The sequence below is a fragment of the Franzmannia pantelleriensis genome (genome assembly GCF_900102875.1).
Taxonomy (GTDB): Bacteria; Pseudomonadota; Gammaproteobacteria; order Pseudomonadales; family Halomonadaceae; genus Franzmannia; species Franzmannia pantelleriensis.
This window is the reverse complement of the sequence record NZ_FNGH01000005.1, coordinates 92,317-115,097: the sequence shown is the minus strand read 5'-3', so window position 1 is coordinate 115,097 and position 22,781 is coordinate 92,317. Positions and strand designations below refer to the sequence as shown.

Here is a 22,781-nt window from a genome sequence, read left to right as displayed (position 1 = left end):
GAGCATGAACGACGTCAAGCGTCATCGGCATACCGATTCGGGAGACCTTCGGGCACGCATACGCGGCAACTATGACGCCGATGAAGCCGCGGTGCTGAGCGAGCTTATCCAGTGTATCAAGCTGTCGGAGGAGGGCCGCCGCGAGGTGGCCGCCAGCGGTGCCAATTACGTGGCGCGGGTGCGCAAGGAGAAGAAGCCTTCGATGATGGAGGCATTTCTCGCCGAGTACGGGCTATCGACCACCGAGGGCGTGGGCCTGATGTGCCTGGCTGAGGCGCTGCTGCGTGTGCCCGACGCGGAGACCATCGACGATCTGATCCACGACAAGATCGAGCCCTCGGACTGGGGCGCCCACCTGGGCAAATCGTCGTCATCGATGGTCAACGCCTCGACCTGGGCGCTGCTGCTGACCGGCAAGGTGCTGGAGGACGATCCCAAGGGCCCGACGCGAGCGCTGCGTGGCCTGGTGCGCCGCATGGGCGAGCCGGTGGTGCGTAAAGCGGTCGGCCAGTCGATGCGTATCCTCGGCCGTCAGTTCGTGCTGGGCCAGACCATCGAGGAGGGCATGAAGAATGCCCGTGAGCTCGAGCAGCAGGGCTACACCTACTCCTACGACATGCTGGGCGAGGCGGCGCGTACCGACGACGATGCGCTGCGCTACCACCAGGCCTACGCCAAGGCGATCACCGCCATTGCCAAGCAGGCCAAGGGCGACGTGCGCGGCAGCCCCGGCATCTCGGTGAAGCTCTCGGCCCTGCATCCGCGCTATGAGACCACCCATCGTGACACGGTGATGGCGGAGCTGGTGCCGCGCGCCAAGGAGCTGGTGCAGCAGGCCGCCAAAGCCAACATCGGGTTCAATATCGATGCCGAGGAGCAGGATCGCCTGGACCTGTCCCTCGACGTGATCGAAGCGCTGATGGCCGACCCCAGCCTGGCGGGATGGGACGGTTTCGGGGTCGTGGTGCAGGCCTACGGGCGCCGCGCCGCGCCGGTCATCGAGGCGCTCTACGACATGGCCGAGCGCTTCGACCGCAAGATCATGGTGCGCCTGGTCAAGGGCGCCTACTGGGACACCGAGATCAAGCTCTCCCAGGAGATGGGGGTCAAGACCTTTCCGGTCTTCACCCGCAAGGTCAATACCGATGTCAGCTACATGGCCTGTGCGCAGCTGCTGCTCGACCGGCGCGACCGCATCTATCCGCAGTTCGCCACCCACAACGCCCATACCTGCGCCGCGGTGGCGGCCATGGCCGGTGACGACAAGGAGAGCTACGAGTTTCAGCGCCTGCACGGCATGGGCGAATCGCTGCACCATATCGTCAAGGAGTCTGAAGGCACGCACTGCCGTATCTACGCGCCGGTGGGGGCGCACCGCGACCTGCTGGCCTACCTGGTGCGGCGCCTGCTGGAGAACGGCGCCAACTCCTCCTTCGTCAACCAGGTAGTAGATAGCTCGATTCCCCCCAGCGAGGTGTCAAAGGATCCCATTGACGGGTATCAACAGCTTGGCGACGCGGTGTCGAGCCCGCTGATCCGCCAGCCCGGCGAGCTGTTCGCTCCCGAGCGCCAGAACTCCAAGGGCTATCGCATCAACGAACCCGCCTCGATCCTGCCGCTGCTCGAGGCACGCGACACCTTTGCCGACGCCACCTGGACGGCTGGCCCCATGCTGGTGGGCAGCCCGGCGCCCCAGAGGGCGGCGCGGGATGCCATATCGCCTGCCGACGGCAAACGGGTGGTCGGTCAGGTGCATGAGGCGACCGCGGGCGAAGTGAGCGCCGCCCTCGACGCCGCCGAGGACGGTTTCCGCGACTGGTCGGCGCGCCCCGCGGCGGAGCGCGCCGAGGTGCTACGGCGTACCGCCGATCTCTATGAAGCGCATATCGCCGAGCTGACCGTGATCGCCACCCGCGAGGCCGGCAAGATGATCTTCGACGGCATCGCCGAGGTGCGCGAGGCGGTGGACTTCCTGCGTTTTTATGCCAACGAAGGCGAGCGCCTCGAGGAAGAGGCGCCCGGCAGTGCCCGCGGCATCTTCGTCTGCATCAGCCCCTGGAACTTCCCACTGGCCATCTTCACCGGCCAGATCGCCGCGGCCTTGGCGGCCGGCAATGCCGTGCTGGCCAAGCCCGCCGAGCAGACGCCGCTGATTGCCGCCCGGGCCGTCGAGCTGATGCGCGAGGCCGGCCTGCCGGAGGCGGCGCTGCAGCTGCTGCCCGGCGACGGGCCGACGGTGGGCGGGCCCTTGACCCGCGACCCGCGGATCGCCGGGGTGTGCTTCACCGGCTCGACCGAGGTCGCGCAGATCATCCATAAAGCGCTGGCCGAGCATGCCGGGCCGGATGCGGTGCTGATCGCCGAGACCGGCGGGCTGAATGCCATGATCGTCGACTCCACGGCGCTGACCGAGCAGGCGGTGCGCGACATCCTGATCTCCTCCTTCCAGTCGGCCGGTCAGCGCTGTTCGGCACTCAGGATGCTGTATGTGCAGGAGGAGGCCCGTGAACGGCTGCTGACCATGCTCGACGGCGCCATGGACGCGCTCACCATCGGCGACCCCTGGCACACCGATACCGACGTGTCCCCGGTGATCGACGCCGAGGCCCAGGCCGATATCAGCGCCTATGTGGCGGAGCAGGAAAAGGCCGGCAAGGTACTCAAGACGCTGGCGGTGCCGGAGTCCGGCACCTTCGTCACCCCGGCGGTGGTCGAGGTCGGTGGCATCGCCGACCTCGAGCGCGAGATTTTTGGTCCGGTACTGCACGTGGCCACCTTCAAGGCGCGCGACATCGACAAGGTGGTCGACGCCATCAACGACCGCGGCTACGGGCTGACCTTTGGCCTGCACACCCGCATCGACGACCGGGTGCAGCAGATCGTCGAGCGCATCCACGTCGGCAACATCTACGTCAACCGCAACCAGATCGGCGCCATCGTCGGCTCCCAGCCGTTCGGCGGCGAGGGCCTCTCGGGCACCGGGCCCAAGGCCGGCGGCCCGCTCTACGTCTCGCGCTTCCGGCGCACTGCCAAGGTCGAGCACCATAACGCGCCGCAGGGCCAGGCCGTGACCCACGCACAGCTCCAGTCGCGCCTCGACGGCCTGGATGCCCGCAACTGGGCGGCGCGCCCCGACCGCGTCGAGGTACTGCGCAAGGCGCTCTCCGGCAAGGGCGGCGTGGTGCGCCGGGCGCTGAACGAGACGGCGGCGCTGGACATGACGCCGCAGACGCTGCCGGGGCCGACGGGGGAAAGCAACCGGCTGTCACAGTACCCGAAGGGCCCGGTGCTGTGCCTGGGACCAACCCTGGATATCGCCGTGGCCCAGGCCGCCCAGGCGCTGGGCGCAGGCTGTGCGGCCCTGGTGGTAGCGACGGGCGCCGAGCAGGCGGTCAAGTTGCTGGTCGATGCCGGGGCACCAGTGGCCGGCATCGACGGCAGCGTCTCGCCCGAGGCGCTGCTCGACCTCAACGGCATTGCCGCGGTGGCCGCGGCCGGCGACAGCGACTGGACGCGTCAACTACGGATGGCGCTCGCCAAGCGCGACGGCGCCATCGTGCCCCTCGAGACCCAGACCATCGCGCCGGAACGCTACGTGGTGGAGCGCCATCTGTGCATCGACACCACCGCCGCGGGAGGGAACGCCAGCCTGCTGGCGACGGCGGTATAGCGCCAAGGCAGTGGGGGAGCGGCGTCCGTAGACATCACTCGATATTCTGGATCTTAATGTCGACTAAATGAAAAAATTCGTTTAAAATTAAAGAATTATATATAGATTACAGGGTTGGATGCTTAGATTACTCCCCGTTGTACTCCCCACCAGGCAGAGGCTGTCCAGCGTCACTTGATCAAGTACGGCGGAGATGAGAACTATGACCTTACCCAGCATTGATGGACACTGGTCTAAGCGATCATTCGAGCCTCGAAGGCCTCTGGGCTGATCATCCTGATCGCACTGTGCCGGCGTTGCCGGTTGTAGTCCAACTCAATGTACTCGAACACTTGCCGTCGCATGGCTTCTCTGGTCGTGAATCGCTCGCCGTGTATGGCTTCGACCTCGAGGCTGTGAAAGAAGCTCTCGGCGCAGGCATTTTCGAAACAGTTGCCCTTGGCACTCATGCTGTACGGGAGGTCGTGCCGGGTCAGCAACGACGTGTACAGGGACGAACAAAACTGGCTACCACGGTCGCTATGCACGATGACGCCCTTGGGCATCTTGCGGCTCCACTGCGCCATTTGAAGCGCGTCGCCGACTAGGTCAGCGGTCATGCGCTCACTCACCGCCCAGCCGATCACATTGCGTGAATACAGGTCAATCAGCACCGCCAGGTAGAGCCAGCCCTCACCAGTCGCCAGGTTAGTGATGCCGCCGACCCATTTCTGGTTCGGCGCCGTAGCGTTGAAGTCCTGGTCCCAGCAGATTCGGTGCGACGGGCAGGCCATGCCGTGAGTTCGTCGTGGCCTTTAACTTACACGCGGCTTTCACCCGCAAGTTTTGCCGCCGGAGGCTGGCAGCCACGGTATTGAGGCAGATGGCCATGCCAGCATCGTTCAGGTCATGGGTCAGCCTGGGGACGCCTAAGCGCCCCTTTCCCTGCGAAGGCCTGAGCCACGCGCTGATCGGTGAGCGCTTGCCGGCGTCGGCGAGAAGAGGGTTCACCTCCCCGCAGTCTCCAGGCGTAGTAGCCGCTGCGGCGGTCTCCGAGCGAGGGCGGCCTTGCCTTGTCCTTCAGGCCTGACAATACTGCTCAATGAAGGCGTACTTCACATCAGGCTTTTCGCGAAGTACACCGCGGCTTTTTTTGCGATTTAAAGCTCTTCCGACTTCTCAGCTAGCTGATACTTGAGCCTCGCGATCTCTTCCGCTAAGGCCTGCTCGCGACCTAGGAACTCTTCGGTTACTGAGCCTTGGCTCCTCATTGGGAAGCTGGCTTGGTTGAAGACTCAGTTCGCGGGCGGCAGCACTGGCACCAACACGGTCCGAGAGTGACAGGGCTTTGTCCTTGTAGGCTGGGAGTAACGGGTACTGGTCTTCTCATCGACGTTGCTTGCCTTCCCATGGGGCACACTCATTGAGTGTACTGTTTGACGGGGTGTCCGCTGTTGGTGGGCAAGATAAGTGCGTCGATCGGTTGTCTATTCAATTTTTAAATGTGAGAGAAAGCTGGACAAGATCAAATAGCTCTGAAGTGTGCACTGACATTGAGGAGGAATGTTAATGTGTAAACTAGTCATCATGTTGGCGAGCGCTGCCACAGGCCTTTAGGCCACTGTATAGCAAGGAAATTAAACCAGCGTGTTACGTCGCTTCTCGCGAGATAGCTTTTAGCTGAATGCCTTTTCTCCTTTTTTACTCACTACCATGATAGTGTAAATTTTTCGTTGCGACATCAATGTCGACTATGCGAATCATGTTTATGTACGGGTGGGCGGTCTCAAGTTTCAGGCGGAATACTGTTGAGTGTTGCCCACGTACTAGGATCGAGCTGAGAGTTCAGTCTGGGGGATGGAGAGGTAGAACCACCGTGTTGCCCATGGTCATAATTTGGTAAATGCGCACTCTTAAAATAGCATCTCGTAGGACAACGAAGTCAGTTTTTAGGGATGCTGATTACGTTTGATCCGCTGTGTTCCCGTCATCGGCCATTATGTATATTGTGCTTTTCGAGTGTAAGTTTTTTATTATTCAATTAATAATCGCTGAAGTTAGAAAAGATTCACGTATTATACTAACGGATCCATGGGTTAATGACATGTGGGCTGAAACCTATCTTGTCTTACTATGATGGCTGATACCATGGTTTGATAGTTGTCTATAAAATAATTGTAAAAATTCATCCTGCATTCATACGCACCCAACTGAAAGTGAAATATTTTTGATTTTTGATGCGTTTCATCAGACTCGCTTTGACGCTATTAATCCGGAACAATATCCATTGTTAAACAATTTATAATCATGAACAGGAGTGTTCGAAAGCAACCAAGCTAGTAGTGGTCTATCCCCACCTAATATCTGAATTAAATGCTAGGATCTAGGTTTTAATTCTAAGCGAAATTTTATGCCGCCATAGAAAGATCAATCAGAATTGAGGTGCTTAAAGTTCAGTTTATATATTTTCAGTAAAATTTATATCTAGTATGAAAAAATAACTGCCTTCTGCCGTGTATTTTAATTTTCAGGCAACAATTTATCACTTGGCACTTGGCACTTGGCACTTGGCACTTGGCACTTGGGCAACTGCTGCGAGATTTGTTCTGGAATCCATTTTATCTAAGGGTCTTGCTTCCACACCTTGTCACATAATAGCGGCATATGGAGCGATGAGGGGACTTGCATTTTCTTCTGAATCGTCATCTTGATTTCCTCCGTTTGGCGATTGATTTTATGTATCTTGTCTAAGCTCAATCCTTCGTGTGGATGGTCTGGAGGGGGGCTTTTATTTATGTCCTCTTTTAGCTCAAGTTTTTCTTTTATTAATTTCTCTATTTCTAAATAGCACGTGGTGACTACTGAGGTGGCGCTCTTTTGATAATCTAATAGCTGTCTTTCCAGGTGCTCAACTTTTTCTTTTTCTTGCTTTAGTTTCATATTGAGATTTTCATTACCCTGCCTCCTATGTTCTTTGTCCTGATTTACTAGGGCCTCAATATACTCGTGTTGATTTTTGTACCCAAGTTGTTTTGAAGTTGAAAAAATCTTACTTTTAGTTGACTTTTTTAAATTGAATTGACAGCGAGTTCTGTTTTCTCGCTTTACCTTAGCATCATAAGATCTTTTTCTCCACGCTGATTTCATCTTGGATACTGCAAACATAAAGTCATCCCTTCCATCATGCAGACGGAACAATTCCTCTAAGTCAGCGCGGCTGTCATATTTCGACTGATTAACTTTAAAATTTTTATTTTTAAGATAATTCACTGCCCACGCAGCTTGCTCGCTATTTGTTATCCAGTCACTAATATCATTCATGTTAAGAGCTCTTTATCCTTGGGCTGCTATTAAACATATGTTTTTATTACTAGTGTCGTTTACAGTAACGTTACCAGTATCGTTACTCATAACTCAATTGTCAATAATTTTCAATAAAACAGGGTGTTTTTTTGAAAATAGTGTTAAGATTTAGTGCCCTTCGGAGCTCGCATGAGGAGCAGAAATGGAAGATGTGCGATACGCGATAGGCGCTGAGCTGCTGGCTGACTGCCCGCCAGGACTTCGGGCCACTGACAAATTCATCATTCTCCGATGGCTTCAGAAATATGGTCGGAATGACTCCATCGGTAGGGCTGTAGATGACATTGCTCAAGATCTCAAAATTACAGAAAGCAAGCTGCGTAGATCGCTTCAGCGCCTTTTAAGTGCTGGGTTGGTGGGAAAAAAAACTACACCTTCAAAGCGGGGCCCTACTAAGGCGCTCTACGAGTTTACGGGAAAAGGTACTCGCTACAGCAATGCTGTACTCATGGATGCTAAAGGCCTGAAAGCAGCCTGCTGGATGCTTAGCCCATCGGCTGATGACCACCTTAGCAGAGTAGAGGTAGAGGTAGGGGAAGGGGCTCGCAGAGGCGAGGAAAAAGCCCATTGTCTGACTGAAGCAAATCGATTATTGCTGGCTATTTTGCTATTTCATGCTGACGAATTTGGATGGGTCGACGGGGTAAGCTTTGCTAAACTAGCCAAGCTTACAGGGATGAAACCGGACCAAGTTAAAGCCCATATTCGCAAGGCTGCTAGCCTAGGCTACATTAGGTCTATTATTCCAGGTGTGAGCAGCAAAAACCTGATTGGAAAGGTTGCTACCTCTTATGTGTTGAATACATCTCTTGCTTCGCCAAGAAAGGCCTCGTGCCAGATTATCACGGTGATACTTGAAGAGCCGTGGATAACTAATATTAGTGGCAAGGAATCTGGGTTGGTTCGCAAAATATGCCGTGGTATTAAGCATGGTGGGTCTACAAAAAATCTTAACACCATCGGTGGTCAAATATCGGATTTTAATATGGCTAAGTTTGAGGAAATCACATGGATATTTGATGACCTCAAGCGAAAGGAGGTAGCTTTTACCTTTCAACACAAGATTGAGCTCCTGACTTCCATTTTGTTATCGCAGTATTGGGACACTATAAATAAAGATGGTGAGGATGCTGCTGAATGTTTAAAAGATTATGTTGATAGAAGCTTTTCTTATGCTAGAAGCAAAATATTAGAAAGAGAAGGTTTGCTTAACCCAGAAGCGAGTGCCGATTATTTTTGTGATTTTATTTCTGGTCTGATTGTTGTTGTAGCAAGGAGGATACAGCGTCGACTTGAAGAGGTTGGTGCCGGCGAAGGCTTGAGTTATAGTGAAATGACCCATTTTGTAAGTCCGTCCGGAATATTCCCTCATAAAGATAATGGGTTCAGCACAACAAGGTGCATAATATCAATCAATGACAATGCTTCTGCTGCGATGAGGGGTCTACATATTTGGGGGTTGTTTAAAAAAGAAAATAAAAACTCATACATTAGCTTTACTTCTGAAGATGATAAAGGTGTGCCTTATGCATATCAGTTTGGTATAAAATATCACTCGGGACGAATTTGGTGAGTTATTATAAATTAAGAAACTACTCACCAGCTTGATCTCATGAAGGACAATCAGGAGTTCGTCATGAGCATGAAGCTGATCCGCATCAAAGAAGTCATGGACCGCACCGGTCTCGCCAGAGCGACGATCTACAAGTACATGAAGCTTGGATTGTTTCCCAAGCAAGTAAAGCTCGGGACTCATGCTGTGGCTTGGGTCGAGAGTGAAGTGGAAGCCTGGATTCAGAGCGGCATCGAATATAGGGATTCTGAATCAGCCTGACACCTGTCAGTTTAGGAGTAACAATTTAATGGGAGAGTGGAAAAGCCGCTACCATTCTGTTGTCCCAACAGCACCCACCTGCATTTGCTGATCACACATCAGAATTTTCGACCCTTGTTTAATTATTATTACTCTGATCATTGGAACAGGGGAGGGGCCTCAAGCCCCGTACCTAGAAGAGAAAGGTAAGTAGTAGAGAACAACCCACCCATAGGCCAATGTATCCAGCGTATAGCTGGAGGATTCATCGTGCCTGAAAAGAGCCCGTAACCAACAAGGCATGGGCTCTTTTCCATGTCAGGAGAAAAACGTGCTACAGCGACATCATGCCAATCCCAACCTGCACTTGGGCTTCAACACCTCATTCAGAGGCATGCCCGTTCAAAAGGAGTATTTACCAATGGTGACTGAGTACCTCGAGGCACTCCGTATAACCCTCCAGAAGGCAAAATACGAATACCCGAGGGTGTTAGCGATCCGGGTTGATCCGATTATTCCATCGGATATCAGTGACATCATGACGGTAGAAGACCACAAGGGGCTGATCAAGAAGTTCATCGCTTCCCTCAATGCCATCATCGACCACGACTGGGAGCGAAGGCGCAAGAGCGACTGGTTACCCAACAACACGCTACGCTACGTCTGGTGCCGTGAGGTCGGTACCAATGGAAAGCCTCATTACCACTTCCTCCTCATACTCAATCGTGATGTGTACTTCACGATCGGCAAGGCATGCTCGCCTAACGAAAATCTCTGCAGTCGTATCTCTCGGGCCTGGTACAGCGCGCTGGGCGTAGTGTGGAACCCGCAGGAGCCTTGGGTTCATGTTCCTCAGAACCCGGTGTACTGGATTGAGCGAGGTGATGCCGAGAGCTTCCAGCAGGCCTTCTACCGGGCATCGTACCTGTGCAAGGCCAACACGAAGCAATACGGCATTGGGCTGCGAGCTTTCGGGTCTAGCCGTTATTGATGCGATAGGGCCCTGAACAGCTTGGAGGGGCTCTGGAGATCTCATGGAACACGTCAGCAGCGCTTCACGGCGCTGCTGTTGATCGACGAAGAGGACACCGATCATGCAATGCAAGTGCGGAAGTGAGACAAAGCTGAACGAAGCGGTGAGGAGCAGGCTGAAGGCGCGACTGGAGTTCCAGGTCTGCAAGGCCTGTGGTCGCGTGTCGAATGCCGAGTTGTTCGTGAAGGAAGTGAAGGTCGTCGTGGATGACGGGGTGGGGGCCACGGCTCGGCAGCAGTTTGCCAACCTGGATGCAGACACAGCGAAGGCGCTATTTGCTCGTGCTGGAGGGCTTCAGAGGGGGTTCTATCATCAGCGCTCTGTCATCTGAGGGCTGAAGGCGCCAAAGCACAATCTCAATCGGAGCCGGTTCGCTGGCCATCCGAGGTGCTGTCGGTGCTCTGGCGGCGGCTGGCCGCCTTCATGGCCGTGCCCTTGCTGGTGTTAGTGATCGAGGAGGAGCCTGATGCGTGGGCGTTTGCCCAGTCTATCAGCATCGTGCTGGGAGCGGCTTGTCTTGGCGATCTACCTGCGCTAGTGGCTGACACCGATAGCGACTGGGCCACGGCCTCGGCCTCGACTGCGGGCAGTCCCGCCATCGGTTCCATCAAGCCATCCCGGTGCCCTGCGGGCACGCCTCGTTTCCTCGATATGCTTCCCTAGGCGCCTGTCTGTCTCAGGATAAGGATATCGGATTTTCTTATTTTGAAATAAAAATCAGAATTTATATTCTTTTATGGAATATATCTTGGGAATGCCAAATGTGAACTTCCAGCAGCTACGCATCGTCCGCGAGACCGTACGGAAGGGCTTTAATCTCACCGAGGCCTCGAATGCCCTCTACACCTCCCAGTCCGGTGCCAGCAAGCATATCCGCGACCTCGAAGAGGAGCTTGGCGTCGAGCTCTTCGAACGGCGCGGCAAGCGCATCCTGGGGCTGACCCAGGCCGGCAGCTCTCTGGTCGAAATCATCGAGCGCATCCTGCTGGACGCCGAGAATCTCAAGCGCTCGGCCCACCAGTTGACCCATGAGGACCAGGGCAGCCTGGCCATCGCCACCACCCACACCCAGGCGCGCTACGCGCTGCCCCCGATCATAGCCCGCTTCAAGCAGGCCTTTCCCAAGGTACACCTGGAACTCCACCAATGCGGGCCCGATGAGATCGTTTCGATGCTCAAGGCCGGCAAGGTGGACATCGGTATTGCCACCGAGGCGCTCCACGAGGAGGGCCAGCTATTCGCCTGCTTCCCCTTTTACCACTGGTATCACGGGGTGATCGTGCCCGCCGGGCACCCCTTGGACGATGGCAAGCCGCTCAGTCTTGAGCGCATCGCCGAGCATCCCATCGTCACCTATCACGAAGGGTTTACCGGTCGGGCACGAATCGATCAGGCCTTCTCCGCGGTCGACGTGATGCCCGATATCGTGCTGACGGCGCTGGATGCCGATGTGATCAAGACCTACGTGGAGCTAGGCTTAGGGGTGGGGCTTATCGCGTCGATGGCCTATCACGACCAGCGCGATCAAGGTCTGACCCTGCTCGATGCCAGCGACCTGCTGCCTAGAAATACCACCTACCTGGCGCTGCGCCGCGGTCATTTCCTGCGTTCCTATGCCTACCGCTTCCTCGAGTTGTGCCGCGAGGACCTCGACGAGGCCACCGTGCAGTCGGTACTGGCAGGAAAGGCAGCGTAAGCACTATTCGCGATAAGCAATCCAATTTATATTCGTTAATGTGCTTAAGCCGCGAAGGTAACCTGAGTGCATCACCTCATCAATGCCTCAGGAGTAACGCCATGACCCAACAGGCCATCCGCCCCCAACGCCGCCTGCTCCCGCTGACCGCCGCCGTGCTGCTGGGCGGCGCCCTGCTCACTGGCCTCGCTGGCAGCGTTACCGCTCAGGAGCGGGTCGAGCTGCTCAACGTCTCCTACGATCCCACCCGCGAGTTCTATCGCGAGTACAACCAGGCCTTCGCCGAACACTGGCACGAGGAGGCGGGCCAGCAGGTCAACATGCGCCAGTCCCATGGTGGTTCCGGCTCCCAGGGGCGGGCGGTGATCGATGGCCTAGACGCCGATGTCGTGACTCTGGCACTGGCCTACGATATCGATGCCATTCACGACCGCGCGGATTTGATCCCCGAGGATTGGCAGTCGCGCCTGCCCAACAACAGCTCCCCCTACACCTCCACCATCGTGCTGCTGGTGCGCGACGGCAATCCCAAGAATATCCAGGACTGGGACGATCTGGTGCGGGATGACGTCGAGGTGATCACCCCTAACCCCAAGACCTCCGGTGGCGCGCGTTGGAATTACCTGGCCGCCTGGGGTTACGCCCTGGAGAAATACGACGGCGATGAGGAGCGGGCCTACGAGTTCGTGCGCGACATTTACGCCAACGTGCCGGTGCTTGACCCTGCCGCTCGGGGTGCCACCAACACTTTCGTGCAGCGGCGCATCGGTGATGTATTCATTGCCTGGGAAAACGAAGCCTTCCTCTCTGTAGAGCAGCTTGGCCAGGGTGAGTACGAGATCGTGGTGCCGTCGCTGAGCATCCTGGCCGAGCCGCCGGTCACCGTGGTGGACGCCAACGTCGACCGCAAGGGCACCCGCGAGGTGGCCGAAGCCTACCTGGAGTTCCTCTACACCGATGAGGCCCAGCACCTGGCCGCCAAGCACTACTACCGGCCCAGCAGTGAGGAGATCCTCGCCGAGTACGAGGAGCAGTTCCCCGAACTGGAGCTGTTCACCATCGACGACGTTTTCGACGGCTGGAAGAACGCCCAGGAGACCCACTTCAACGACGGCGGCACCTTCGATCGCATCCTCGAGGAGATCAACGCCGGCTGATTACCTGGCGCCGATAAAACAGGAGGCGCCCTTGCCGGGCGCCTAACGACGTTGAGGATTCATCATGTCGATTGCCTTGCCCCGCCGCCGGGTCATCCCGGGTTTCGGGTTGACCATGGGGTTCACGCTGCTCTATCTGGGGCTAGTCTTTCTGATCCCAGTGGGCGCCTTTCTGCTCTACACCACCACCATGAGCTGGGAAACCTTCTGGAATGCCGTGACTCAGCGCCAGGTCGTGGCCTCCTATAAGCTCTCCTTCGGCGGTTCGCTGATCGCTGCCACCATCAATCTGGTGTTCGGCGCCCTGGTCGCCTGGGTGCTGGTCCGCTACCGCTTCCCCGGCAAGCGCCTGGTGGATGCCCTGGTGGACCTGCCCTTCGCGCTGCCCACCGCCGTGGCCGGCATCGCCTTGGTCACCCTCTATGCCAGCAGCGGCTGGGTCGGTCAGTACCTGGAGCTGTTCGGTATTCGCGTGGCCTACACCCAGTTGGGAGTGATCGTGGCGCTGACCTACATCGGCCTGCCCTTCGTGGTGCGCACCGTGCAGCCGGTACTGGAGGACCTCGAGGCCGAGTGGGAAGAGGCCTCGGCCAGCCTGGGCGCCGACCGCCTCACCACCGTTCGCCGGGTCATCCTGCCCGCCCTGCTGCCGGCGCTGCTCACCGGCTACGCCCTGGCCTTCGCTCGGGCCCTGGGCGAGTACGGCTCGGTGGTCTTCATCTCCGGCAACCTGCCGTTTCGTACCGAGATCACCCCGCTGCTGATCGTTGCCAAGGCCGAACAGTATGACTACCACGGCGCCGCTGCCATTGGCACGGTCATGCTGCTGGCCGCCTTCCTCATGCTGCTGGTGATCAATGGCCTGCAGTGGTGGACCAGCCGCCGGCACGGATAACAGGAGCCCCTCGTGACTACTTCAACAACCGTTCTGGAAACCCAAGACACGCTGGCCAAGCGCTGGCGACGGGCTACCGAGGAGCCCGCCTGGCTGCGCCTCACGTTGATCGGCACGGCGCTCACCTTCCTGGCCCTGTTTCTGGTGCTGCCCCTCTCCGTGGTGCTGTATGGCGCCTTCGAGCAGGGACTCGGTGTGTGGTATGCCGCCATTCGTGACCCCGACGCCATGGCGGCGATTCGCCTGACCCTGCTGATCGTGGCGATCGTGGTGCCGCTCAATACCCTGTTCGGCATCGCCGCTGCCTGGGCCATCGCCAAGTTCGAGTTCCGCGGCAAGCCGCTGCTGATCTCGCTGATCGACATGCCCTTCGCCATCTCGCCGGTGGTGGTGGGGCTGATCTTCGTGATCCTGTTCGGCTCCCAGGGCTGGCTTGGCCCGTGGCTGTCGAGCCACGACCTGCGCATCATCTTCGCCGTGCCCGGTATCGTCATCGTGATCGCCTTCGGCACCCTGCCGTTCATCGCCCGGGAGCTGATCCCGCTGATGCAACAGCAGGGCAAGGAGGAAGAAGAGGCGTCGCTGACCCTCGGGGCCAGCGGCTGGAAGACCTTCTGGCATGTCACCCTGCCCAACATCAAGTGGGGGCTGATCTACGGCATCATTCTCTGCAACGCCCGCGCCATGGGGGAGTTCGGCGCCGTAGCGGTAGTCTCGGGCCGTATCCGCGGCGAGACCAACACCATGCCGCTGCACATCGAGGTGCTCTACAACGAGTACATGTTCACCGCGGCCTTCGCCGTCTCCTCGCTGCTCACCGGCCTGGCCCTGGTCACTATCGCCATCAAGAGCCTGGTCGAGTGGCATGACGAACGTCGTCAACGCCTCGCCGTCCTCTGACACGCACGCTTCAGGAACTCACCGCCATGAGCATCGAGATCGATCACGTCAACAAGCACTTTCGCGACTTCATCGCCGTCGACAACGTCAGCCTGACCTTTCGCGAGGGCGAGCTGACCGCTCTGCTCGGGCCCTCGGGGTCGGGCAAGACCACGCTGCTGCGCATCATTGCCGGCCTGGAGCAGCCCGATACCGGGCGCATTCGCTTCCACGGCGAGGACACTACCGATCTGCACGTCAGCCAGCGCGGTGTCGGCTTCGTCTTCCAGCACTATGCGCTGTTCAAGCACATGAGCGTGTTCCAGAACGTCGCCTACGGGCTCACCGTGCGGCCGCGTCGCACCCGCCCCAGCAAGGCCGAGATCAGGCGCAAGGTCATGGAGCTGCTGGAGCTGGTCCAGCTTGACTGGACGGCCCATCGCTACCCTCATCAGCTCTCCGGCGGGCAGCGTCAGCGCATCGCCCTGGCTCGTGCTCTGGCGGTGGAGCCCAAGGTGCTGCTGCTCGACGAGCCCTTCGGTGCCCTGGATGCCAAGGTGCGTGCCGAGCTGCGGCGCTGGCTGCGTCGTCTGCACGATGAGATCCATGTCACCAGCGTCTTCGTCACTCACGACCAGGAGGAGGCGCTGGAGGTCTCGGACCGGGTGGTGGTGATGAACAAGGGGCGCGTGGAGCAGGACGGCTCCCCCGAGGAGGTCTATGACCACCCGGCCAACCCCTTCGTCTATCAGTTCCTGGGCAACGTCAACCTCTTCCATGCCCGCGTGCATGACGGCGTGGCGAAGATCGGTGACGTGACGCTCCCCGCACCGGAGTTCGAGGGCTATCAGAACGCACCCGGCCAAGCCTATGTACGCCCCCACGAAATCGAGGTCTTCGCCGACCGCGATCACGACGGCGCCCTTCACGCCAAGGTCGAGCTGGTCTCGGTGGTTGGCCCCATGGTGCGCCTGGAGCTGCGTACCGACAACAGCGAGGCCCTGGTGCACGCCGAACTGCCTAAACATCGCTTCCGGGCACTGGGCCTTCAGCAGGGCGGAGATGCCTGGATACGGCCCATCCATAGCCGCGTCTTTTTGCCCGACTCGCGGGTGGCCAATGGCTAGTCGTCCACCGTCATTCGAGGGGCTATGGACATGCTGGTTGACTAGATACTGGCAGTGGCTTGGTCAGCATTACCGCACACCCCTAACGGATATTCTTGACTGGATTGATGGGCCTTGACCGCTGTCGAACTTGGGTGATGAGCATGCCAACCGATCCCCCTATCAAGGATTACCACTGTTTAATCGTCCCGGGGTGGCAAGGCTCCGGGGACAATCACTGGCAGACCCACTGGCAGCATCGGTTGCCAAGAACCTCGCGTACCCATGTGGCCAATTGGGATGAGCCAGAGCTCGATGATTGGGTTGGCGCCCTGGATCGGGCGGTGAGCAGCGTCGAGGCGCCCATACTGCTGGTGGCCCATAGTCTGGGCTGCATCACCGTGGCCCATTGGGCGGCGGTCGCCGAGATTTCCGGGCGTATTGCGGGGGCCCTGCTGGTCGCACCGGCGGACGTCGAGCGTGGCAGCGTTCGGCAGGAGCTGGCCGGCTTTGCTCCCATCCCAATACACCGCCTGCCGTTCCCGAGCCTTGTAGTGGGCTCCACCAATGACCCTGCTGCCAGCGCCCAACGCGCTGCCGGCTTTGCCACTGCCTGGGGAAGTCAGTTGGTCGTCCTCGATGAGGCCGGACATATCAATCCGGCCTCTGGCCATCATGAGTGGGAAGCAGGTTTTTTGTTGCTGCATCGGCTCGTGGCCACAGGCGCTCTGACCACTAGCGCCTGCCCCCTCTGCTAGACACGCTGATCCTGCTGCAGCATGCCGCCCAGAAGGCTGCCACTGACGAGGGTAGGCTCGAGCGGGGTGACCGCGCCGAGATCCCCCGGGGTATCGAGCCCTGGCCACCACACGGTCAGGCCGGCGGCACGCGCCTCGTGATTCCACTGGGCGATCCTTGGCCAGTGTTCGCGCCCCCGACGCACCAGGCTCATGGCATTCGATTCGGGGGTCACCCACCCCGCCCCTGACTCGACCAGCCAGCCGGCCAAACGCCGCATGCGCGGTGGCCGCGTCGCCTTGCTCCCCGAGCTGCCCCGCGTCGAGGTCATCCACGAGTTGCCCGAGGGCACCCGGCACTGTGCCGAGGATGGCACCGAACTCAAGGTCATCGGCGAGGACGTCAGCGAGGAGCTCCATGTGGTGCCGGCACGCGCCGCCGCCATCGTGGAACTGCGCCCTTGGGAGGCCTCGGACGACCTCACTCGGATCAGCGGCCTGAACCCTGCTAGGCTCGCAGAGATCCAGGAAAGTACCTTGCTCTGTGAGTAGAAATCATATTCGCATCTGAGATCGTAGCCAGCCATCCATGGCCGGGGGCTCGACGCAAATGCAAAGCGAAGATCCGCTGGGTGAAGTTCAATTCGGATAGCTGGCATAGCGCTGATCTGAGCGTAACCCTGGCAAGGCCATGGCGGTTTAGGGGATGGCTGACAAGCAACGCAGAATTATGAAGCTTTTCGTTTCCGGCTTGAGCACTATTAGTGCAGATTTTTCTAATTTAAAGGTCGCGCCTGCAATGCACAACCCGTGTATTTCAGAGGCTTGTAGAATTTCACCCAGTCTATGACTCGCACCGACCCCACTCGGTCAGCAACCAAACCGATGCTTGAGGCCTAGCAGCATGCTTGGGGGAGTCTAAGGTTCTGGATCACTCCGGCCGTTGGCTCTGGAAATAGCGCCGCCATAGTTAAATCAACCCGCAGCGCTGTCGGCCCACCCCTTGGAAGGCTGAAGGTATCGGCATGATCTATGGTGAATGGCATACTCCGTCGATGCGTGCTGCTGCGTGAGCAGGTTAGTTGTCAGGATTACGAGGCAGGCCATGTGTGGACGCTTCGCTCTCTACAGTGATTATCCCAAGCTGTTGGCTTCGCTGAAGCTACCGCTAGCCGAGCCTGAGCAGCCTCTGGCGCAGCGCTACAACGTCCCCCCGGGTACCTTCATCACAGCAGTGCGCCGCGCCGATGACGAGGCGCCGTTGGAGATGACTGCGCTGTGGTGGGGTTATCGCCCTCACTGGGCCGGCGAGAAGCCGCCGCAGCCGATCAATGCGACGGTCGAGAAGGTCGCGACCTCAACGTATTTCCGCGGTGCTTTCGCCCATCACCGCTGCCTAGTGCCCGCCGATGGCTGGTTTGAATGGGTGCTGATCGATGGCAAGAAGCAGCCGCATTTCCTGTGCCGTGAGGATCGCGAGCCACTCTGGCTGGCGGGGATCTGGGCCAAGCGCGCGGATGGCACGCCGGGGTGTGCCATCATCACCGAGCCGGCTCGCGGAGTCGTCGGGGAGGTCCACTCGCGTATGCCGCTGGCCCTGGATGCCGAGAGCCTCGAGCCGTGGCTCGACCCACACCTGACCGACCGCGAGACCATCCGTCATGTGGTCCACCATCTGGATGCGCACCTGATCACGCACTGGCCGGTCAGCATCCGCGTCAACCGCCCGACCAACGACGCAGCCGACCTGATCGAGCCAGCACGATAGCGTCGACACCGACCATACCGTCAGCGTTTCAATGCAACATCTGGCTTCGCGCGGCGGCCAGCCGCTGAAGGTCCTGTTCCGTGCTGACGACGGCGATCCAGTCTCTTGAGAGATTCCGGCTAGCCCAGTCCTTGGCTGCCTCCCATGCCATTTCTTCATCTGTGCCCGCTGCCTGGGGCGGCATGATGTAAGTGATTGGCTGGGAGAATTCCTCTGGGTGCCAGCGCGTGATGGCGAGCCACTCGTGGTTAGTCGAGTCGCGTACCATGCTTAGTTCAACCTCTGCACCGCACAGCGTGAAAACGCAGTGACGCATGTTGCCCTCCATCGTCTACGAAGAGCATAGGACCTGGGTGTCTGCGCGGCTGTAGGACAACTCGGCAATGTATGTAGGTGATTACCGACGCAAGCGTCCCGGTCGGACGACGGGCAGCTCATCCCAGCGTGTGGTCCAGCGTGGCGTGCGGTTGGCGCAACGCAGATGCCAGGCAGCACCGGCGTCTGCTCGTCCGAAGGTGACGGTGCCTTTACCCATCCTCTGGTTCAACTGATCGAGCGCGGACATCAGCTGCTCGCTACGCGCACTCTCAGCCTGGCTCTGTGGAGTATCCAGCAGAGAGAGCTGCTCACGGTTGGCATCGATCAGGTCGACCAACATCACGCCCGCTTTCATGAAGCGATAGCGAGGCCTGTAGATCGCATCCAGGGCCTGGCTGGCCGCATGCAGGATGGCGCGGCTGTCATCGCTGGGTGATGGCAGCTCGACAATGGCACTGGGGGAGTATTGTGGCAGGTCAGGCCGGTGCCGATTAGTCTTCAGGAAGACGTATACGGCGCGCGTCAGGCTGTCCTGTGCGCGCAACTTCTCGGCACTGCGCTGAGCGAATTGACGAATGGCCTGATGGATCTGCTGGCGGTCATCGGTCAGGCGCCCGAAGGAGCGCGAGGTCATGATGCGCTGTCGAGCGTCGCCTGGGTCGTTCATCTCGATGCAGGGAATCCCTTTCAGTTCCAGGCAGGTGCGCTCCAGGGTCACCGAGAAGCGCCGACGAATCTGCTTGGCGTCTGCCTGAGCTAGATCCCTGGCGCTGTGCAGGCCGAGCAGTGCGAGTCGTTCGACCAGCCGCCTCCCCACGCCCCATACGTCACCAATAGCAACCTGCTTCAGCAGCGCCTCACACTCCTCGGTACCCGGCCTCATCACGCAGACGCCGCCGTAGAGGGGAACCTTTTTGGCCATCCGATTGGCCAACTTGGCCAGGGTGCGCGTCGGTGCGATCCCCACGCTGACCGGGATATGCGTGAAGCGACGCACCTTGGTAAACAGCTCCTGGGCATGGTCATGCATTTGCTCCGGGGCAAACCCATCGAAGCGCACAAACATCTCATCGATGGAATAGGGCTCCACCCCGGCCGAGAATTCCTCCAGCACCCGCTGCACCCGTGACGACATGTCGCCATAGAGCTCGTAGTTGGACGACAGCAGCACGATGCGACGCTGACGCAGCAGCTGCTTCAACTCGAAGGCGGGCGTGCCCATCTCCACCCCCAGGGCCTTGAGCTCGTTGGAACGGGCAATCACACAGCCATCGTTATTGGAAAGGACACCGACCGGCACACCGTCCAGATCCGGCCGGAATGCTCGCTCGCAGCTCACGTAAAAATTGTTGCAGTCGATCAGTCCGATCACTTGGCGGCCCCCTGGCTACACCGGGTACTCGTGGATCACAGCACGGACCACGCCCCAGGCCTGGCACTCCAAGTCAGCGGCGGGTATCGGACGGTAGCGAGGGTTACCTGAGGTGAAGTAAGGCCGGTTGCCCAGCAGCTCGTAGCGCTTGACCACCAGCTCTCCCTCCACCGTCGCGACGAGGATATGCCCAGGGCGTGGGTCTATCGAGCTGTCCACTACCAGTAGGTCCCCCTCCTGGATGCCCAAGGCCTCCATGCTGTCGCCGATCACCGTCATGAAGAAGGTTGAGGCTGACCGCTTCACCAGCCGCTCATTGAGGTCCAGGGTACGGCCTTCATAGTCCTGGGCCGGGCTCGGGAAGCCCGACAGGCCGGCCCTAGTCAGCGGCAGCGGAAAAGGGAGCGGCAGCGACGGCGGCTCGCGATGGGCAGGGATCAGTGTGTCTTGCGCCATGAAGAGACTCCTTGATACTGTACATAAGTACAGTATCAGGCATGCAGCAGGCCTTGCCAAGGGAGTAGCGAGCGGAGCCAGCCGGAGTGTACGGCCACGGCGACGGGATCGGCGTAGTGGGCGAAGCAGGAGCACATGACTTATCAACCTCCCTGGCCGAGGGGGAGCCATCGGCGGGAAGATGGGGCCATGCCACGGTAATTGTTCTGATGTGCTTGCGAATGTCACTCTCTGACCTGGTAATCCTAGCCCTAGGTGGATAACCTGGTATCATACGCCGACCAGAGACAGTATCGGCTGATTAGAGTTTCCGTCTCGGTGGACTGCAAGACTAGGCAGGGCGAGGCCTTGGCGGGTGGGATGGCCACTCCTGATACAGGTTGACAGCCTGGATCAACTCCGAAATGTCGGATAACTGCTCACGACAGTGCTTGAAACCGCATTCCCAGACCACCAGAACACGCCAGCCGAGGTGGTGTAGATCAATGTACGCTCTGTTGTCTCGGCGGACGTTGCCATGGAACTTCTCCTCCCAGAACGCCTGCCGTGTCTTTGGGATCGTCGTGTAGAAGCAGCCCGCATGGCGGTGCCAGAAGCAGCCATGCACGAAGAGGGCCAGCCTGTAACGAGGCAGGACCAAGTCGGGAGATCCAGGAAGGTCCTGGCGATGAAGGCGAAAGCGGTACCCAAGGGAATGGAGGTACCTGCGCAGGAACAGCTCAGGCTTGGTATCACGGCCTCTGATGCCTCGCATCATGCGTGAGCGGGTCGTGCAGTTAACGACGTCGTTCACGCCAACCTCCTGACCATGAATATATTGCAGGTTTTCAAAATGACGAAGCCGGTTCAACTAGTAGATCTGTTCGCGGGCCCTGGGGGGCTTGGCGAAGGGTTTAGCTCTATCAGAAGACCGGATCACAGCCGTCAGTTCAAGACGCTGGTGTCGGTGGAGAAGGAAGCATCGGCCCATCGCACCCTGACGTTGCGTGCATTCTATCGCCTCCTGCTCGACAGCGACCATAGCATGGATGCCTACTTCGAGTACCTGCAGGGTGGAGAACACCCAAGCAAAAGGGACGATGTCAAGGATCTGTGGCTGGAAGCAGAGCAGGAAGCTCTGCGTTTGGAGCTCGGCGGTGAAAACGGCAATCATGCCCTAGAAGAGCGGCTGCGGCAGAGTTTGGACCATGACCGTAATTGGGTCCTCATCGGCGGGCCGCCGTGCCAGGCCTACTCTGTTGTCGGGCGTGTCCGCAACCGCGGGAACAAGGGCTACCGGCCGGAAGAAGACAAGCGACACTTCCTGTATCGCGAGTACTTGGACGTGATCGCCAAGTTCCGGCCAGCTGTCTTTGTCATGGAGAATGTGAGGGGCATGCTGACGTCACGGATCGGCAAAGAGAGGATCTTCGGCCAGATTCTGGAGGACCTGCGATACCCGGCCATGGCAACCGGGCATAATGGTCCAACGAGCTGGGGATCTGAAAGAAAATACACGATTTTCTCTCTAGAAGACGATCGCGTCTACTTCCCGAGAACCACAGGTCTTTTCGATACTCCGGAACCACTCGAGGAAGACGAATACAACTCTTTCGTGATCAAGGCGGAGGAGCACGGCATCCCCCAGGCTCGCCACCGAGTTATCATGGTCGGCGTCCGAAACGACATCGTAAGCTCCATTGGCGCTCAGACAATAGCCGCTAGCCTGAAAATGGCTAGCACTGATGATGATAAAAGAACGGTCGAGCAGGCCTTCGTCGGGCTTCCGCCACTACGCAGCGGACTGAGCCGTGATGACTCCTATGATGCATGGAAAGCGGCCATCAAGCGCGTCGCTACCAAGGTAGCAAATGAGCTGCTAACTCACCCGAGCGATCATCTCCAATATGCAGATAGAGCGCGAATCGCTGCAGAGCTTCACGCTATCGCGCAAGCACAGCACGAAGAACTCCCAAGGCGCCACGAACCAAGAAAGGAGCACAGACCTGTCGGCCCGACCGAGAAACTCGAACGGTGGTACCATGGTGTTCAGGACCCGAACATCAACGGCCTCTGGTACAACCACGAGGCTAGGAGTCACATGGAAGAGGACCTTGCCAGGTACCTTTACTGTGCATGCTTTGCCGAGGTGATGGGGTACTCACCAATCGGCACCAAGGAGATCTACCTCGACTACCTTGCTCCCATGCATGCCAACTGGAAGTCCGGAAAATTTGCGGACAGGTTCAAGGTAGTTCTCAAAGATCAACCTTCCAAGACGATCACCAGCCACATTTCCAAGGATGGCCACTACTACATCCACTATGATCCCAAGCAGTGCAGAAGCCTCACCGTCCGCGAGGCGGCACGACTTCAGACCTTCCCTGATGACTACTACTTCGAGGGAAATCGTACTGAGCAATACGTGCAGGTAGGTAACGCAGTGCCTCCCCTGCTTGCCAGGAGCATTGCCATCAAAGTGATGAAAGTGCTTGAACAAGCGCAGAAAAAAAATCCACATCAGCCGCGCTCAAGCGTACTGGAAGCATGAAGCAGAACG

The 22,781-nt window shown here is 58.5% G+C and carries 20 protein-coding genes and 1 pseudogene; 14 read left to right on the top strand and 7 right to left on the bottom strand.

What is annotated here, in order from left to right; genetic code table 11:
* The first annotated feature begins 4 nt into the window (after positions 1 to 4).
* Complete coding sequence (gene putA / locus BLT16_RS07705) at positions 5 to 3,670, top strand: bifunctional proline dehydrogenase/L-glutamate gamma-semialdehyde dehydrogenase PutA (protein WP_089657951.1); 3,666 nt, start codon at positions 5 to 7, stop codon at positions 3,668 to 3,670.
* Positions 3,671 to 3,903: 233 nt separating this feature from the next.
* Here putA and BLT16_RS07700 read toward each other — a convergent pair.
* Positions 3,904 to 4,993: pseudogene (locus BLT16_RS07700) on the bottom strand (IS3 family transposase).
* 1,278 nt (positions 4,994 to 6,271) lie between these two features.
* The gene (locus tag BLT16_RS20590; RefSeq protein ID WP_143025051.1) at positions 6,272 to 6,970 is read right to left on the bottom strand and encodes a hypothetical protein; all 699 of its coding nucleotides are present in this window, start codon (positions 6,968 to 6,970) and stop codon (positions 6,272 to 6,274) included.
* Positions 6,971 to 7,154: 184 nt separating this feature from the next.
* On the opposite strand from BLT16_RS20590, the gene BLT16_RS20585 reads away from it, so the two are divergent.
* The 10 genes from BLT16_RS20585 (at position 7,155) to BLT16_RS07645 (ending at position 16,349) form a co-directional block, all read left to right on the top strand.
* Positions 7,155 to 8,585, top strand: a complete 1,431-nt coding sequence (locus BLT16_RS20585) for a helix-turn-helix domain-containing protein (protein WP_143025050.1) — start codon at positions 7,155 to 7,157, stop codon at positions 8,583 to 8,585.
* A gap of 63 nt (positions 8,586 to 8,648) precedes the next feature.
* On the top strand, positions 8,649 to 8,846 hold the full coding sequence (locus BLT16_RS07690; protein ID WP_205600931.1) for a helix-turn-helix transcriptional regulator: 198 nt from the start codon (positions 8,649 to 8,651) through the stop codon (positions 8,844 to 8,846).
* 310 nt (positions 8,847 to 9,156) lie between these two features.
* Entirely contained in the window at positions 9,157 to 9,816 is a 660-nt protein-coding gene (locus tag BLT16_RS07685; RefSeq protein WP_176817188.1) for an inovirus Gp2 family protein, read from the top strand.
* A 103-nt stretch (positions 9,817 to 9,919) separates the two neighbouring features.
* On the top strand, positions 9,920 to 10,189 hold the full coding sequence (locus BLT16_RS07680) for a hypothetical protein (RefSeq protein ID WP_089657948.1): 270 nt from the start codon (positions 9,920 to 9,922) through the stop codon (positions 10,187 to 10,189).
* 423 nt (positions 10,190 to 10,612) lie between these two features.
* Positions 10,613 to 11,554, top strand: coding sequence for a CysB family HTH-type transcriptional regulator (locus BLT16_RS07670; RefSeq protein WP_422717922.1), 942 nt, complete (start codon positions 10,613 to 10,615; stop codon positions 11,552 to 11,554).
* A gap of 101 nt (positions 11,555 to 11,655) precedes the next feature.
* A complete protein-coding gene (locus BLT16_RS07665) occupies positions 11,656 to 12,711 on the top strand; it encodes a sulfate ABC transporter substrate-binding protein (protein WP_089657946.1) in 1,056 nt (351 codons plus the stop codon).
* A gap of 64 nt (positions 12,712 to 12,775) precedes the next feature.
* The gene (gene cysT / locus BLT16_RS07660; RefSeq protein ID WP_089657945.1) at positions 12,776 to 13,606 is read left to right on the top strand and encodes a sulfate ABC transporter permease subunit CysT; all 831 of its coding nucleotides are present in this window, start codon (positions 12,776 to 12,778) and stop codon (positions 13,604 to 13,606) included.
* Between the two features lie 12 nt (positions 13,607 to 13,618).
* Positions 13,619 to 14,506 (top strand): sulfate ABC transporter permease subunit CysW, encoded by an 888-nt coding sequence (gene cysW / locus BLT16_RS07655; RefSeq protein ID WP_176817187.1) that lies wholly within the window; start codon positions 13,619 to 13,621, stop codon positions 14,504 to 14,506.
* Positions 14,507 to 14,532: 26 nt separating this feature from the next.
* Positions 14,533 to 15,612 carry a sulfate/molybdate ABC transporter ATP-binding protein gene (locus tag BLT16_RS07650; protein ID WP_089657944.1) on the top strand — a complete coding sequence of 360 codons (1,080 nt, stop codon included), beginning with the start codon at positions 14,533 to 14,535 and terminating at the stop codon, positions 15,610 to 15,612.
* A gap of 143 nt (positions 15,613 to 15,755) precedes the next feature.
* Positions 15,756 to 16,349 (top strand): RBBP9/YdeN family alpha/beta hydrolase, encoded by a 594-nt coding sequence (locus BLT16_RS07645; RefSeq protein ID WP_089658093.1) that lies wholly within the window; start codon positions 15,756 to 15,758, stop codon positions 16,347 to 16,349.
* Here the strand turns inward: BLT16_RS07645 and BLT16_RS07640 are convergent.
* Positions 16,346 to 16,543, bottom strand: coding sequence for a hypothetical protein (locus tag BLT16_RS07640; protein WP_089657943.1), 198 nt, complete (start codon positions 16,541 to 16,543; stop codon positions 16,346 to 16,348). The two genes, BLT16_RS07645 and BLT16_RS07640, sit on opposite strands and share 4 nt — an antisense overlap.
* On the opposite strand from BLT16_RS07640, the gene BLT16_RS20990 reads away from it, so the two are divergent.
* Both BLT16_RS20990 and BLT16_RS07630 read left to right on the top strand, forming a co-directional pair.
* The gene (locus BLT16_RS20990) at positions 16,542 to 16,880 is read left to right on the top strand and encodes an IS66 family transposase zinc-finger binding domain-containing protein (protein WP_245701527.1); all 339 of its coding nucleotides are present in this window, start codon (positions 16,542 to 16,544) and stop codon (positions 16,878 to 16,880) included. The two genes, BLT16_RS07640 and BLT16_RS20990, sit on opposite strands and share 2 nt — an antisense overlap.
* Before the next feature lie 553 nt (positions 16,881 to 17,433).
* Positions 17,434 to 18,096 carry an SOS response-associated peptidase gene (locus BLT16_RS07630; protein WP_089657942.1) on the top strand — a complete coding sequence of 221 codons (663 nt, stop codon included), beginning with the start codon at positions 17,434 to 17,436 and terminating at the stop codon, positions 18,094 to 18,096.
* Between the two features lie 28 nt (positions 18,097 to 18,124).
* Here BLT16_RS07630 and BLT16_RS07625 read toward each other — a convergent pair whose 3' ends face one another.
* The 4 genes from BLT16_RS07625 to BLT16_RS07610 form a co-directional block, all read right to left on the bottom strand.
* Complete coding sequence (locus BLT16_RS07625; protein ID WP_089657941.1) at positions 18,125 to 18,412, bottom strand: hypothetical protein; 288 nt, start codon at positions 18,410 to 18,412, stop codon at positions 18,125 to 18,127.
* A gap of 81 nt (positions 18,413 to 18,493) precedes the next feature.
* On the bottom strand, positions 18,494 to 19,786 hold the full coding sequence (locus tag BLT16_RS07620; protein ID WP_089657940.1) for a Y-family DNA polymerase: 1,293 nt from the start codon (positions 19,784 to 19,786) through the stop codon (positions 18,494 to 18,496).
* A 15-nt stretch (positions 19,787 to 19,801) separates the two neighbouring features.
* Positions 19,802 to 20,242 (bottom strand): LexA family protein, encoded by a 441-nt coding sequence (locus BLT16_RS07615; RefSeq protein ID WP_089657939.1) that lies wholly within the window; start codon positions 20,240 to 20,242, stop codon positions 19,802 to 19,804.
* 331 nt (positions 20,243 to 20,573) lie between these two features.
* Positions 20,574 to 21,035, bottom strand: a complete 462-nt coding sequence (locus tag BLT16_RS07610; protein ID WP_089657938.1) for a very short patch repair endonuclease — start codon at positions 21,033 to 21,035, stop codon at positions 20,574 to 20,576.
* Positions 21,036 to 21,074: 39 nt separating this feature from the next.
* Between BLT16_RS07610 and BLT16_RS07605 the strand changes: the two genes are divergently transcribed.
* Positions 21,075 to 22,772: a DNA cytosine methyltransferase gene (locus BLT16_RS07605; protein ID WP_089658092.1), complete on the top strand. Its 1,698-nt coding sequence runs from the start codon at positions 21,075 to 21,077 to the stop codon at positions 22,770 to 22,772.
* Positions 22,773 to 22,781: the final 9 nt, after the last annotated feature.